Consider the following 14,501-nt stretch of genomic DNA (forward strand, 5'->3'; position numbering starts at 1 on the left):
TAGGGAGTAGGGAATATGGCCTAAAATAATGATCACAATTCCTACACTGATACCTAGAGTGAGTGATAATATAGAAGGGGGAATTACCAGCAATTACTAATACCATAATTATTCATATAAGCCAAAATAACTAAGCCAAAATAACTAATGACTAATATTATTGGAGATCGAATCAGTTATCAAATAATCAAATATTATGACTTTTACCTGTTCCCGATTCCCGATTCCCGATTCCCGATTCCCTACCTTGACAGGTAAATTTTAAACTTGGTGATGAAAAATAAAAAAGGAAACCTATGACAGTAAACATACAAAAATTATATAAAGCCTGTAATCCCAGCAAAACGTTAACGGTCGATCAGCCGGAAGACTGTAAGTATTATATCGATTTTTCCTCAGTGCGAGGGGGCAAGATCATTGAAGAGTTGAAGGATAATATCACTTTCTTCTCCATGGATGAGCCGACCTGCGAGCTATTTACTGGACATATTGGTTGTGGTAAGTCTACGGAGTTACTGCGACTGAAAGCCGAATTGGAGGAAGCTGACTTTCACGTGGTCTATTTTGAATCTTCTCAAGACTTGGAAATGGGAGATGTAGATGTCGGGGACATCTTACTCGCTATTGCCCGTCGCGTCAGTGAAAGCTTAGACAAAATTAAGCTAGGTGAACCGAAAGGCTTTAAAAAATTACTGGCAGGTGCGGCTAAACTGTTGCTCACTGAAATTGAATTAAGCGGTAGGGTAGGAGTTCCTGGGATTGGTGAGGTTGGAGTAGACACTGAGGGGGCGGTTTCCCTAGCAGTTGGGATTGGTGAGATTACGGCTAAGGCTAAGGATAGCCCGGATCTGCGCAGTCGCTTACGGCAATATCTCGAACCTCAAACCAATCGGTTGTTAGAAGTGATTAACCAAGAGTTGCTCGAACCTGCGATCGCAAACCTCCAAAAACTTGGGAAACAAGGGCTAGTGGTGATTGTAGATAACCTCGATCGGGTGGACGCTTCCCAGAAGCCTTGGGGACGTGATCAGCCGGAATATCTATTTGTGGATCGCGGAGCCCAGTTAAAGGGGTTACACTGTCATGTGGTCTACACCATGCCCCTAGCGCTACGATTTTCTAATGACTATAGTGCCTTGACTCAGCGCTTTGTGGTAGATCCCAAAGTGTTACCAATGGTACCGGTAAAGTTACGAGATGGTACTCCCCATGAACAGGGCATGGCACTGCTGCGACAAATGGTACTGGCGAGAGCCTTTCCTAATTTAGAGCCTGTGGAGCGTCTTGCTAGAGTAAAAGAGGTGTTCGACTCCCCTGACACTTTAGATCGCCTGTGTTACGCTAGCGGGGGTCATGTGCGGAATTTGCTCCGGTTTCTCAGTACCTGGATCAAGAAAGAAAGACGATTACCTCTGTCTCAAGGCATGTTAGAAAATGTAATTCGAGACCGGCGCAATGAACTAACCCTACCCATCTCAGATGATGAGTGGGAACTATTGTGTCACGTCGCTAAACATAAAAAGGTAGTTGGAGATGAAGGTTACCAACTCTTGATCCGCAGCATGTTCGTCTATGAGTACCGAGACCAAGATGGGTCTTGGTTTGACGTTAATCCCATTTTGGCAGAAGCGGAAGGATTCAAATCATGCCTAGCTTATACCGCGTAGAAGATGCGGATGCCTACAACAACAATTCAATGCAGGAACTCGCCTGGGCAATGGAGACGTCCCAAGGGGAGTTTTCCCTGATTTTAGCCCGCCGCAACTATGAAGCTTTACAGGATTACATTGTGCGGAAGTTGCGGCAAGTCTGTGCTATTGAGTTCCAGGAAATATACCTGAACCAGTCGGTTAAGGTGAAGAGTCTCTATACCACTATCTTGGAGGAGCTAGGGGATGAACAGCCAGCTGCCGTGATGGTCTTTGGTTTAGAGTCCCTGAGCAACCTGGAGCAAGTACTAATCACTACCAACCAAGTACGGGAGGAGTTTCGCAAGCATTGCCCCTTCCCTCTAGTGTTATGGGTAAATGACGAGGTATTGGAAACGCTAATTCGGTTTGTGCCGGATTTAGAGAGTTGGGCAACAACCACAAATTTTGTCCTCTCCTCAAATCACTTGATTGAAGCTCTAGCAGAGCGAGAGAGTTATTTATTTACTCGTATTTTGGATGCCGGTGGGGATCAGTTCCTACCCAATACCGCTATTTTTGGTTCCAGCTATTGCCGAGAATTGGACTCAGCTTTGAGGGATTTGCAAACTCGTGGAGATGTCTTAGAAATAACCCAAGAAGCTAGTTTGCCATTTGTGCTTGGTCGAGAAGCTTATATTAATGGTCAGATCGATCAGGCGTTAGAGTATTATCAGCAAAGTTTAGCATTTTGGCAGCAGGAATCTAGGAGCTGGGAAACACAACAACAGGAAACACAACAGCAGAGTAGTTTCCCCTCCCGACTAGGTCAAGCTACCCCAATATCTCCTTACCTCCGGACGTTGTCAAAGGAGCCCTCAACCCCTTCATCCCCTCAACCCCTCACCCCTTCACCACGAGAACGTCAAGCTCTACTGCTGTTTCATATCGGTTTGTGTTATCTGAACCTGGCTGAACTCAATCGATCCCAAAGTCGTCACCACTGGATCACAGCCAGAGGGTATTTTCAAAAGTGTATCGATACATTTGAACAAGCAAAACGCCCAGATTTAATTGCCAAGTTTATTACTAAACTTGGCGAAACCCTACAACGACTGGAAGCTTGGAAAGACTTACAAGGTCTGGCGCAACGCTCCCTGGTACTGCACAGAACCTATGGCAATCCACTGCAACTGTCTCAAGATTATGGATTTATCGCTGCAGTCGCCCTTCAAGACTGCCGTTGGATGGGCGCTCAGCAAGCAGCTAGGAAAGCTTTAGAACTTCTGACACGGTTAACTAATACCTCTGGACAGTATCAGATGTCCTATCTACTGCTTCTGGCTCAAGCGAAGCGGCATTTGGGTCTCTCGGAAGAGGCGATCACTATCCTGGAAAGGGCTAAGGAAACCGGTCCGATGGATTCTCCACAACTTTATATTCGCATTTTGGAAAAATTGCGGACGCTTTATTTCCGGCAAAAGCAGTATCTAGAAGCCTTTCGGGTCAAACAAGAACGATTCTCCGTTGAGCAGCAATATGGTTTCCGTGCCTTTATCGGACCTGGTCGGCTTAAACCTCATCTACGCCAAAGTTCTACCTTACTCCTAGAGCAGGAAACCCCTGCTGAGGAAATCACTGCTTCTGTACGTCAGAACGATGTAGAGCGCTTAGTGGAACGTATTGGCAGCACCCAGCACAAACTGACAGTGATTTATGGTCAGTCAGGGGTAGGTAAGAGTTCTGTCCTAGAAGCTGGATTAGTCCCCACTCTCAAAACTAAGGTAATTGGAACCCGTGATGTCGTACCAATTTTGGTAAGGGTTTATACCGATTGGGTCAGGGAAGTCTGGAAATCCTTAGCATCTTCACCGTTAAAAGTTGACCAGTTTAACCTTGAGAGTTCTTCTGTGTTGAACGTTGACCAGTTGAACGGTGAAGGTTCTTCTCAGTTGAAGGTTGACCGGTTGAAGGTTGTTCGCGAAGCGTGGCCGAAAGGCCAAGGTTCACAGCAGTATTCTAACCTGCAACCGGCAACCCAAACTAACCTGCAACCAGCCACCCAAACTAACCTGCAACCAGCCACCCTTTTAGAGCAATTGCGACAAAATGAACATCGCAATTTGCTAACCGTACTGATTTTTGACCAGTTTGAAGAGTTTTTCTTTATTTGGGAGAATCATACTGAAAGAAAACGCTTCTTTGATTTTTTCCGGGAGTGTCTTCAGATTCCTTTCGTCAAGGTTATATTGTCATTACGGGAAAATGATTTGTATTTTTTGTTGCAGGGAATTCGTCATCAAAATTTTGATTCAATCAACAATAATATTCTCAATAAAAATATTCTTTATTATTTAGGTAATTTCTCCCTAGAGGATGCTAAATCTATTATTCAACGACTAACCGAGCGCTCTCAAGTTTATTTAGAAGAAGCCTTAGTCAATACGTTAGTGCAAGAACTAGGTAGTAGTGAAGGAGAAGTTCGTCCCATTGAATTACAAATCGTAGGAGCTCAACTACAGACTGAAGGAATTACTACCCTAGCTCATTATCGGAGAAAAGGTCCTAAAGAAAAATTGGTGCAGCGTTACCTGCAAGAAGTGATCGCAGATTGTGGCTCCGAAAATGAAAAAGCTGCTGAACTTATCTTGTATTTACTCACCGAAGAAAATAACACGCGCCCGCCTAAAACCCGCCAGGATTTGGAAAAAGATTTAAACGCCTTGGCAGTGGATTTAGCGATAGAAAAAATAGACCAGTTAGATTTAGTCTTAAATATCCTGGTCGAATCAGGATTAGTGGTGCTCTTACGAGAAAGTCCCCTTAACCGCTATCAATTGGTTCATGATTATCTAGTTTCTGTGATTCGCCAGCAGCAAGATAGCGAATTACTCGCCAAACTTAAAAAAGCCCAAGAGCAACATCGGCTTTCTCAAGCCCAGTTACAGAAGTCGAAGATAGCACTCACCGGCTCTATTGCTCTAGTTGGTATGTTAGCGATCTCAACCCTCTCTGCCGCTATATTTTGGGCGCAAGCTAGAAACAACGAAATCAGAGCTTTGATTAAATCCTCAGAAGCCCTTTACGGTTCCAATAGTCATGCCCTGGATCCACTAAAAGATGCCTTAGAGGCAGGAAAAAAACTCAAGTGGTCAGTTGGGGTAAGCTCTGACACTAAGGATATAGCGATGAGTTCTCTACAGCAAGCCTTTTATGGGGTTAGAGAGCGCAACCGCTTAGAAGGTCATAATGATACAGTCAACAATGTTAGTTTCAGTCCCGACGGTGAGCTAATTGCTACGGCTAGTTCCGACAATGTCAAAATCTGGTCCAAGGAAGGGAAAGAACTCTACACGTTAGCAGGAAAGCATAAACATAAGGATGAAATCAGAAGTGTTACCTTCAGTCCTGATGGAAAGTTGATTGCCACGGCTAGTAAAGATAAAACTGTTAAAGTCTGGCAACGGAATGGTAAGTATATTCAAACCCTGACAGGGCATACCGGTTGGGTTTGGAGCGTGCGTTTTAGCCCTGATCTCAAAAGCCTTGCTGCTTCTAGCGAGGATGGAAGAGTTATCATCTGGAGCCTCGAAGGCAAAAAACCCCAAATCTTCAAAGCCCATGATAAAGCAGTGCTCAGTATTAGTTTCAGCCCCGATAGCAAGGTGCTGGCAACTGGTAGTTTTGACAACACGGTTAAACTCTGGCGTAGAGACAGGAATGGCTTGTACAAGAGAAAGCCTCTAACCATACAAGCCCATGAGGATGCGGTTTTCAGCGTCAGTTTCAGTCCCAAAGGTAAACTGATTGCTACTGGTAGTAAGGATAAGACTGTCAAACTCTGGAAAATGGACGGTACTCGGTATCAGACATTGGGAAATGATGACCATGAAAGTCATCAAAGTACTGTGACTAGCATCACTTTCAGTCCGGACGGTCAGACCCTTGCTAGCGCTAGTGCTGACAACACCGTTAAACTTTGGAATCGAAATGGCAAGCTACTGGAAACCCTTACCGGTCATGAAAGTACCGTATGGAGCGTTAATTTCAGCCCCGACAGCCAGACCCTTGCTAGCGCTAGTGCTGACAACACCGTTAAACTTTGGAGTCGATACGGTAATGAACTCCCTATTCCCACAGGGGAAGAGAATACCGTTTTCAGCGTCAGTTATAGCCCCGACGGTCAGACTATTGCTACGGCTAGTAAGAACAACACTATCCAACTCTGGAGCTTAAATGGTCAATTGCAGCGAACTCTGACTGGTCATACCGATTGGGTGTGGGGTGTTAGTTTCAGCCCTGATGGTAAAACTATTGCTAGCGCTAGTGCTGACAAGACTGCCAAACTCTGGAATAAGAATGGTAAGTTACTGCACACCCTATCTGGTCATGAGAAAGTGGTTAGGAGTATCACTTTCAGTCCCGATGGTAAAATTATCGCTACGGCTAGTCGGGACAACACAGTTAAACTCTGGAATCAGAATGGTATCCTGATTAGAACTCTGACTGGTCATACAAATTGGGTAAATAGCGTCACATTCAGTCCTGATGGTGAGACTCTTGCTACGGCTAGTGCTGCTACGGCTAGTTCTGACCCAACCGTCAAACTCTGGAATGTTAGTGATGGCAAGGAACTGAAATCTTTCGATGGTCATACCGATTGGGTTTTTAGCGTTCGTTTCAGCCCTGATGGTAAAACCCTGGCCTCTGCTAGCAGGGATAAGACGGTTAAACTCTGGAATGTTAGTGATGGTGAGGAACTAACATCTCTTGATGGTCATCAGAATACCGTCTGGAGTGTGGTATTTAGCCCCGATGGTGAAACCATTGCTACAGCTAGTGCTGACCAAACTGTCAAGGTTTGGAACAGGAAAGGTAAACAACTTCAAACCTTTTATGGCCATGATGATGGTGTAGTTAGCCTCAGTTTTAGTCCCGATGGCCAGACTATTGCATCATCAGATTCATCTGCTAGAGTAATTATATGGAATTTAGACAATATCCGACATCCTGATCAACTACAGTCCCTTGCTTGCGATTGGCTACAGGATTATCTGAAGCACAATACTAATGTCAATAAGGGGGAGCGTCGTTGGTGTCGTTAGTGGGTGAGTGCTGAGTCCTGATTCCGTGAGAAGCAGTCTGGCATGGGATGGCAAACCACTATGGCAATTTTCATAATTGTTAGGTAGTAGTGTTAGATAGTGTTAGGTAGTGTTAGGTATTAGGTGTTACTACTTAACACTTAATCAGATCATGACTAATCACAAAAAAATCACAAAAAATTGCCATTTTGCTACCAGGATAGAATTTAATTTCCTGATAACATAATTACCTCACTTGCTGGCATACGCACTTGCTGGCATAAGCAATATCCTTAAAATCATGATTAACTCACCCCTACTCGAGCCTGTAGCTACTCACCACCGGGATGCTGTAGAAGAACTAGCCTGGGCAATAGCTGCTAGTGAGGGACAGTTTTTACTGATGTTAGCACACTGTAATTATGCCAAGTGGCGTAAGCGAGTGGTGCGCAGGCTACACAAAATTTCTTCTGTCCCAATCCGGGAAGTATTCCTAGACCAATCTGCTTGTACACTCTACACCACCCTCCGACAGGAAATCGGGGAGGAACAGCCAGCAGCCTTGATGGTGTTTGGTTTAGAGTCAGTCACGGACCTTGATGAACTGTTAATCGCCACTAACCAAGTTAGAGAAGAGTTTCGCAAAAATTTCCAGTTTCCATTAGTGTTGTGGATTAACGATGAGGTACTGTGTAAGCTGATTCGCATCACACCAGATTTTCACAGTTGGGCAACAACGGTTATGTTTGAAATCCCAACCTCAAGACTAATTCGCAACCTACAACAAAAAGCCAATTCTTTATTTACCAAAGTCTTGGAATTAGGTGCCAGTGAAATTTTCCCCAATGATGCTATCTTAGGTGCTGGTTATACTACGGAAATTAAGTTTGCCTTACGGGATTTGGAAAGTGGGAACCACGAGTTGCCACCAGAGTTGCTAGCCAGTCTTAACTTTGTCTGGGGTCGAGAGGCTTATGGATTGGGCAAGATTGATGTTGCTATTACCCACTATCAGAAAAGTTTAGAATTCTGGCAACAGGAACCCCGCAAGCAGGAGAGCAAGCCAGAAAACAACGGTGAGATTCTCCCTGGACTTGGTCTGCCTACCTTCATATCCCGTAAACCCATTACCCCTCCACGTCGCGAGCGACAAGCAGTTATCCTGTTTCACCTAGGATTATGCTATTGCGATCAGGCTAAGCAGTATCCACCGGGAGACCCTAGCTATCGAGAAAATTGGCACAAGGCTAAAGAGTATTTAGAGCAGTGTATGGTGGTGTTCGAGCAAGAGCAACGACCGGATTTAGTGGCTAAGTTGATTAATCAACTCGGTGAGATACTGCAATCTCTGGAAGCCTGGGACGATTTGGCAAGTCTAGCTACAAAGTCTCTAGCACTACACAGAACCTACTCTGCTCCTGTTCAACTGGCTCAGGATTATGGATTTATAGCAAAAGTGGCGCTACACAAATCCCGCTGGCAGGAAGCTTACACAAACGCAATATATGCCAATGTAATTATAACAAAAGTCACAGAAGAACAGGGTGTTGCCCACCATAGGGAAGATTTGTTGGCCTATGCAGCAGAGGGAAGAGGGGGAAGTAAAAAATTGTCCTATTATCCCCCAAGTATCCAAGCCCAAGAACAGCAACAGTACCCTAGCTATCAGGAAAATTCTGCTTTATCTTGCCTCAATGGAGTAGTTAAAATAGATAAACAGATTATAAATAAATATACAAATAAATCTCCCGTTGGTCGCTATCTGTTACTTCTGGCTCAAGCGCAACAACACTTGGGTCAACATTCCGAAGCGATTAGCCATCTGGAACGGGCTAGGGAGTTAGGGATTCAGGATGACCCGAAACTCTACCTGGAAATCCTGGAAACTCTCGGAACCCTCTACTGGCAACAAAAACGATATCAAGCAGCATTTAGATTAAAACAAGAACGGCTTGCGATCGCACAACAGAATGGTTTACTTGCTTTTATCGGTGCAGGTAAACTCAAATCCTCCCAACAGAATCAGTTAGCACAGAATCAGTTACCACAGAATCACTTAGCACAGACAAAGAGTAAAGGTAGCGCTACCGTATATCAGGCCATGACTGCTTCCGATTGGCAACACAAAGTAAAAGAGCTAGTGCAACGCATTGCCAGCACCCAGCACAAACTAACTGTAATTTATGGTCAAGCTGGAGTGGGCAAGAGTTCCTTACTAGAAGCTGGGCTAATCCCTGCCCTAAAACAACAACCCATTGGTAACCGTAATGTAGTCCCAATTAGATTGAAGGTTTACACTGACTGGGTCACAGAGCTGGGTCAACGTATCCTAGAGTCGAAGGGTGAAGGTTATTCACCGTTGAAGGTTGAAAGTTTAAAGGTTGAAGGTTTAAAGCTTGAAGGTTTAAAGGTTGAAGGTTATAAAAACAACTTTGAACTGGTTACTATTCTAGATCAGTTGCAAAAAAATCAACGGCGAAACCAGATAAACATCCTGATTTTTGACCAATTTGAAGAGTTTTTCTTTGCTTGCCGAGAGCCAGCTGAACAAAAACGCTTCTTTGAATTTTTCCGTGACTGTCTTAATATTCCCTATCTCAAAGTCATCCTGTGTTTACGGGAGGATTATCTACACCTATTATTAAAGTGCGCTCGTCAGGTAGATTTGGATGCCATTAATAATGATATTCTTAATAAAGGTATCCTTTATTATGTCGGGAATTTTTCTCCAGACGAGGCAAAATCGATTATTTATAATCTAACCACTAAAGCTAAATTTTACCTAGAGGATGCATTACTCGATGAGTTGGTAAACGACCTAGCTAAGAATGAACCAGTGGGAGAAGTAAGCCCGATTGAATTACAGATAGTGGGAGTGCAACTGCAAACTGAGCAAATCACTACCTTAGCAGCTTATCGACAAAACGGATCAAAAGAAAAGCTAGTGGAGCGCTATTTAGAAGGGGTTGTTTCTGATTGTGGTTCAGAAAACCAAAACGCGGCTTGGAAAATTTTGGGTTTGTTAACGGATAAGCATGGTACTCGACCATTCCGAACAAAAGATGACTTAGGAGCAGAGTTACAATTATCCACTGACCAGTTAGATTTTATCCTAGAGCTATTGGTCAAATCAGGTTTAGTCATGAAATGGCAGCAAGAACCAGAAGCTCAATATCAACTGATGTATGATTATTTAGTTGAGCCGATTCGTAGGCGTTGCTGATTGTAAGCTATCAGCTATCAGCTATCAGCTATCAGCTATCAGCTATCAGCTATCAGCTATCAGCTATCAGCTATCAGCTATCAGCTATCAGCTATCAGCTATCAGCTATCAGCTATCAGCTATCAGCTATCAGCTATCAGCTATCAGCTATCAGCTATCAGCTATCAGCTATCAGCTATCAGCTATCAGCTATCAGCTATCAGCTATCAGCTATCAGCTATCAGCTATCAGCTATCAGCTATCAGCTATCAGCTTTTGAATAAAAGAGGTAAGCAAAAGTTTAATCTCAGTTCCTTGGCCTTTCGGCCAAGGAATTCATTGTATTTGGCTTTGAGTCCGTTGAACTCCTAAGCCGGATAGCTTGTTTTAAGCTGACCGCACCTCAAGTAGCGTGAGCTTTTAGCTCACGGCTGACCGCTGACGGCTGAATGCTTACATCTGATTAGCCTTTCAGTCCCTCTAACCAACTGGATAAATCCGACCCATCGGAAAAATCGAACAATGCCTCACTCAGTTGATCTAAATCAGCAGCAGATAAGTTGTTGATGACTGATTCTAGAGTAGGCTCGATTGTTCCAACCTGGCGTTTCAACTGACGCATAATTAGCTCCAGTTTTCCTTGCTGTAAGCCTTGCTGTAAGCCTTGCTGTAAGCCTTGCTGTAGACTTTGTTGGACTTTCTCTTCTCCCCAAGGTAATAAATGTCCAGAGCTATCCCACCACCGTAACCAATAGTTGGTGATTTCTGATTTTTTACCGTACCATACTCCCAGAAACAAACCCATAGATTCAATCCAGTAGCGTCCATTAGCATCGGGTTGTTGAAGGGTATAGCTTCCTGAATTAAGCGATCGCATTTCCAAACTTCCGGACCCTGGGTCAAAAATCACATAAATTGGTACTTGTAGGATTTGCTCGTAAAAGTACCATTTGCCATAGGGGTAACGGGGGTTCATGGAATATTCTCCTTGTTCCTTTTCGGATAAGAATTCCATAACCACTGCTGGTACCTCTCCTTCGGTGTGAGGGGTATAGCTACGGCGAATCACCCCTGGTAACACAGGAAACACAGAAGGTACATAAAACCAGTCCGGTGCTTTGACTACTGTTTTACCGTCCACATTGGCACAGAGTCCAAAGTTGGACGCAATCAGCATTGAGTTAGTGATAAATCCGGCTAATTCCAGAATCTCTCGCAGGATAGCCGCTAATAAGGGATGATAGAGATTTTCCACTGGGTCATCGGGTAATTGAAATTCGTCGGGGAGTTTTTCCCATCGGATAATGGGTTCGGCTTTCGTTTGAGTCATAGCCATATCGGGTGTCTTTATATCTTTAAGGTAACGAAAAACTTAACTTTGTTTGTTTGAATAGAGTTTTGAAGAGACTGCCGAGTTTTGAGGGTTTAGTTTTGAGTAATAACGACAGATTTTAAAATTTTATTATATTTATAGATTACAATTAATGTTAACTACTAAATTATTAAACACTAACTACTAATGACAAAGAAAACACTTGAAACCGCTACCTATGTCGAAGCAATGGCGCAACTCCTTGATTTAGACCTTAAGCCCCAACACCGTCCTGGTGTTATCAAAAACTTCGCTAAAATTTATGCGATCGCATCTTTAGTGACAGAATTTACCTTACCTGATGATATCGAAGCTGCTCCGGTATTTGAACCTTAGGATGCTGATTTTTTTTCTAGTAAATTAGAAAGCTTATTGGTTTATAACCGTTACTAAATCATCATAATAATAGTTTAAATTGGGATGCTAACCGTGAAACAAATTGATGATGCTATTGGAATTGCCACTGGGATTCGAGAAGGTCAAGTCACCGCAAAAACAGTTATTACTAACTGTCTCGAAAAAATCACTGTCCGTAACCAATCCCTTAACTGTTTCACAACGGTTACCACTGACCAAGCCTTATCCGATGCTGAAGAGATTGATCATGCTATTGCTAAAGGGAACAATCCCGGTCCATTGGCAGGAGTTCCTTTTGCAGTTAAAAACTTATATGATATTGCTGGCTTAATAACATTAGCTGGGTCAAAAATTAATGCTGAAAATCCTCCTGTTTCCCGTGATGCTACTGCTGTAACTAAACTAAAACAAGCGGGTGCTATCCTAGTCGGAGCATTAAATATGGATGAGTATGCCTATGGCTTTGTAACGGAAAATAGCCATTACGGTGCAACTCATAACCCCCATGATCTCACTCGCATTGCTGGTGGTTCCTCTGGCGGCTCGGCAGCAGCAGTGGCAGCGGGATTAGTACCAATTACTCTTGGTTCTGATACCAATGGTTCAATCCGGGTACCAGCTGCGTTGTGTGGTACTTTTGGCTTAAAACCTACCTACGGACGATTGTCTCGCGCAGGGGTTTTCTTGTTTTCTGCTAGTTTGGATCATATCGGTCCGTTTGCTCGTTCTGTACGGGATATTGCTACTACTTTTGATATCCTTCAGGGAGCAGATCCCGCTGATCCAGTTTGTAGCAATCGTCTCCCAGAACTCTGTGTCCCCCACCTTAACGAAGGGATTGAAGGGTTACGGATTGGGGTTGCTGATGGGTATTTTGCTCAAGGGGCAGAACCAGAAGTCTTGGATGCTGTGGCTAAAGTGGCTAGTAGCTTGGATGTAACTGCCTCGGTTACTATCCCAGAAGCCAAGCGAGCCAGAGCAGCAGCTTATATTATTACAGCTAATGAAGGGTCAAACCTCCATTTGGACAATTTGCGTAAACGTCCCGATGATTTTGATCCAGCTACACGCGTACGCTTTTTAGCAGGTGCCCTAATTCCAGGCACTTGGTATATTCAAGCGCAACGGTTTCGACAATGGTTTCGCGATCGCATTCGGGAAGTCTTCCAAAATGTCGATATTATCCTCGCTCCCACTACCCCTTGTGTTGCTCCCCTACTGGGTCAAGAAAAAATGGTCATTGCTGGGGAAGAAGTGTTGGTTCGTCCAAACTTAGGATTATTTACTCAACCCTTATCCTTCATTGGCTTACCGGTCTTATCGGTACCAATTCACCGTCCTGGTCAAATGCCCTTAGGGGTACAAATTATTGCTGCACCCTACCATGAAGCCATGATTCTTAGAGTTGCTGCAGTGCTTGAGGAGCAAGGCATCGTTTCAGCAGCGGTTGTGTCTTAACAAATCGATGATTGAGACAATATTCTTTTACCGCAAATAGTTGTATAATAAAATATTAATTATTGCCACAATTCAAAAAGAAGTATAAAGAGTTAAGTATGAAACAATTTTATCTAGCATTTATCTAGCAGCATGCTCTCCCAGATTAAAGAGTTAGCCCAAGAACTTGCCCCGCGTCTGATCGAAATCCGCCGTCATCTCCACTCTCACCCAGAATTGAGTGGTCAAGAACACCAAACAGCCGCTTACGTAGCTGGGGTCCTATCCTCCTGTGGTCTTCATGTACAAGAAAGGATTGGCAAAACTGGTCTTATCGGTGAACTGATTGGTGGTACCGATGACCGATTAGTCGCACTGCGCACTGATATGGATGCTCTACCCATCACCGAACAAACTTGCCTCGATTTTGCCTCACATCAACCGGGAGTCATGCATGCCTGTGGTCATGATGTCCACACCACCGTAGGCTTAGGCACAGCTATGATTCTATCCCAACTCGGAGAAACTTTTCCTGGTAATACTCGCTTTCTGTTCCAACCAGCTGAGGAAATTGCTCAAGGTGCAAACTGGATTGTTAAAGATGGGGGCATGAAGGATGTCAGTGCTATCTTTGGTCTTCACGTTTTCCCATCAATTCCAGCAGGGTCTATTGGTATCCGCTATGGGGCATTAACAGCAGCAGCGGATGATTTAGAAATCGTAATTATGGGAGAATCCGGTCATGGAGCTCGCCCTCACCAAGCTATTGACGCGATTTGGATTGCTGCCCAGGTGATTACCACCCTCCAACAAGCTATTAGTCGCACCCAGAACCCATTACACCCGATGGTCTTGACAATTGGACAAATTAGTGGTGGGCGAGCTCCGAATATTATTGCTGACCAAGTCCGCCTAGTAGGAACAGTGCGATCGCTTCATCCCCAAACCTATGCTGGCCTACCCGATTGGATTGAAAAGATTGTGGCCAATGTCTGTAATGCTTATGGCGCTCGCTATCACATCAACTATCAGCGGGGAGTACCATCAGTACAAAATGACCTAGCCTTAACTCAGTTGTTGGAAGCAGCAGCTAAGGAAGCTTGGGGAAGCGATCGCGTTTCAATCATACCGGAAGCCTCTATGGGTGCAGAAGATTTCTCGGTTTATCTACAACACGCTCCTGGCAGCATGTTCCGCCTCGGGGTTGGATTCCAAAATAAACTAAACTACCCACTACACCATCCTCTATTTGCCGTGGATGAATCGGCCATTGTTACCGGTGTAGTTACTCTGGCTTATGCGATTTATAAGTACTGGCACCAGGACTGTTAATTATAAAGTTAATTTTACAGTTAATTTTAGCGATTTGCAACAATTTTAAGTACAGATTATGATTTTTTGTTCCCTGTTGCTTCTTTTAT

Annotated in this window: 7 protein-coding genes; 6 read left to right on the forward strand and 1 reads right to left on the reverse strand. The window is 44.0% G+C overall.

Going from position 1 to position 14,501, the window contains the following annotated elements; all coding sequences use genetic code 11:
- Positions 1-296 precede the first annotated feature (296 nt).
- From LYNGBM3L_RS23130 to LYNGBM3L_RS23140, 3 genes are all read left to right on the forward strand, one after another.
- Positions 297-1,667 (forward strand): P-loop NTPase fold protein, encoded by a 1,371-nt coding sequence (locus LYNGBM3L_RS23130; protein ID WP_009149422.1) that lies wholly within the window; start codon positions 297-299, stop codon positions 1,665-1,667.
- The gene (locus LYNGBM3L_RS23135; protein WP_044494430.1) at positions 1,646-6,733 is read left to right on the forward strand and encodes a WD40 repeat domain-containing protein; all 5,088 of its coding nucleotides are present in this window, start codon (positions 1,646-1,648) and stop codon (positions 6,731-6,733) included. Before LYNGBM3L_RS23130 ends, LYNGBM3L_RS23135 begins: the two co-directional genes overlap by 22 nt.
- A 280-nt stretch (positions 6,734-7,013) precedes the next feature.
- On the forward strand, positions 7,014-9,935 hold the full coding sequence (locus tag LYNGBM3L_RS23140; protein WP_009149426.1) for a tetratricopeptide repeat protein: 2,922 nt from the start codon (positions 7,014-7,016) through the stop codon (positions 9,933-9,935).
- A gap of 442 nt (positions 9,936-10,377) precedes the next feature.
- Here the strand turns inward: LYNGBM3L_RS23140 and LYNGBM3L_RS23150 are convergent, their stop codons facing one another.
- Positions 10,378-11,250, reverse strand: a complete 873-nt coding sequence (locus tag LYNGBM3L_RS23150; protein ID WP_009149431.1) for a DUF4351 domain-containing protein — start codon at positions 11,248-11,250, stop codon at positions 10,378-10,380.
- Between the two features lie 183 nt (positions 11,251-11,433).
- Between LYNGBM3L_RS23150 and LYNGBM3L_RS23155 the strand changes: the two genes are divergently transcribed.
- The 3 genes from LYNGBM3L_RS23155 (at position 11,434) to LYNGBM3L_RS23165 (ending at position 14,412) form a co-directional block, all read left to right on the forward strand.
- Positions 11,434-11,622, forward strand: a complete 189-nt coding sequence (locus LYNGBM3L_RS23155) for a DUF4089 domain-containing protein (protein WP_009149434.1) — start codon at positions 11,434-11,436, stop codon at positions 11,620-11,622.
- A gap of 84 nt (positions 11,623-11,706) precedes the next feature.
- A complete protein-coding gene (locus tag LYNGBM3L_RS23160) occupies positions 11,707-13,101 on the forward strand; it encodes an AtzE family amidohydrolase (protein ID WP_009149438.1) in 1,395 nt (464 codons plus the stop codon).
- A gap of 132 nt (positions 13,102-13,233) precedes the next feature.
- Entirely contained in the window at positions 13,234-14,412 is a 1,179-nt protein-coding gene (locus tag LYNGBM3L_RS23165; RefSeq protein ID WP_009149442.1) for a M20 family metallopeptidase, read from the forward strand.
- Positions 14,413-14,501: the final 89 nt, after the last annotated feature.

The sequence above is a fragment of the Moorena producens 3L genome (assembly GCF_000211815.1).
In the GTDB taxonomy this organism is placed as follows: Bacteria; Cyanobacteriota; Cyanobacteriia; order Cyanobacteriales; family Coleofasciculaceae; genus Moorena; species Moorena producens.

Coding starts and splice junctions, on each gene's coding strand:
- LYNGBM3L_RS23140 (WP_009149426.1), top strand. CDS start 7,014: ATGATTAACTCACCCCTACTCGAGCCTGTAGCTACTCACCACCGGGAT.
- LYNGBM3L_RS23150 (WP_009149431.1), bottom strand. CDS start 11,250: ATGGCTATGACTCAAACGAAAGCCGAACCCATTATCCGATGGGAAAAA.
- LYNGBM3L_RS23165 (WP_009149442.1), top strand. CDS start 13,234: ATGCTCTCCCAGATTAAAGAGTTAGCCCAAGAACTTGCCCCGCGTCTG.
- LYNGBM3L_RS23135 (WP_044494430.1), top strand. CDS start 1,646: ATGCCTAGCTTATACCGCGTAGAAGATGCGGATGCCTACAACAACAAT.
- LYNGBM3L_RS23160 (WP_009149438.1), top strand. CDS start 11,707: ATGCTAACCGTGAAACAAATTGATGATGCTATTGGAATTGCCACTGGG.
- LYNGBM3L_RS23130 (WP_009149422.1), top strand. CDS start 297: ATGACAGTAAACATACAAAAATTATATAAAGCCTGTAATCCCAGCAAA.
- LYNGBM3L_RS23155 (WP_009149434.1), top strand. CDS start 11,434: ATGACAAAGAAAACACTTGAAACCGCTACCTATGTCGAAGCAATGGCG.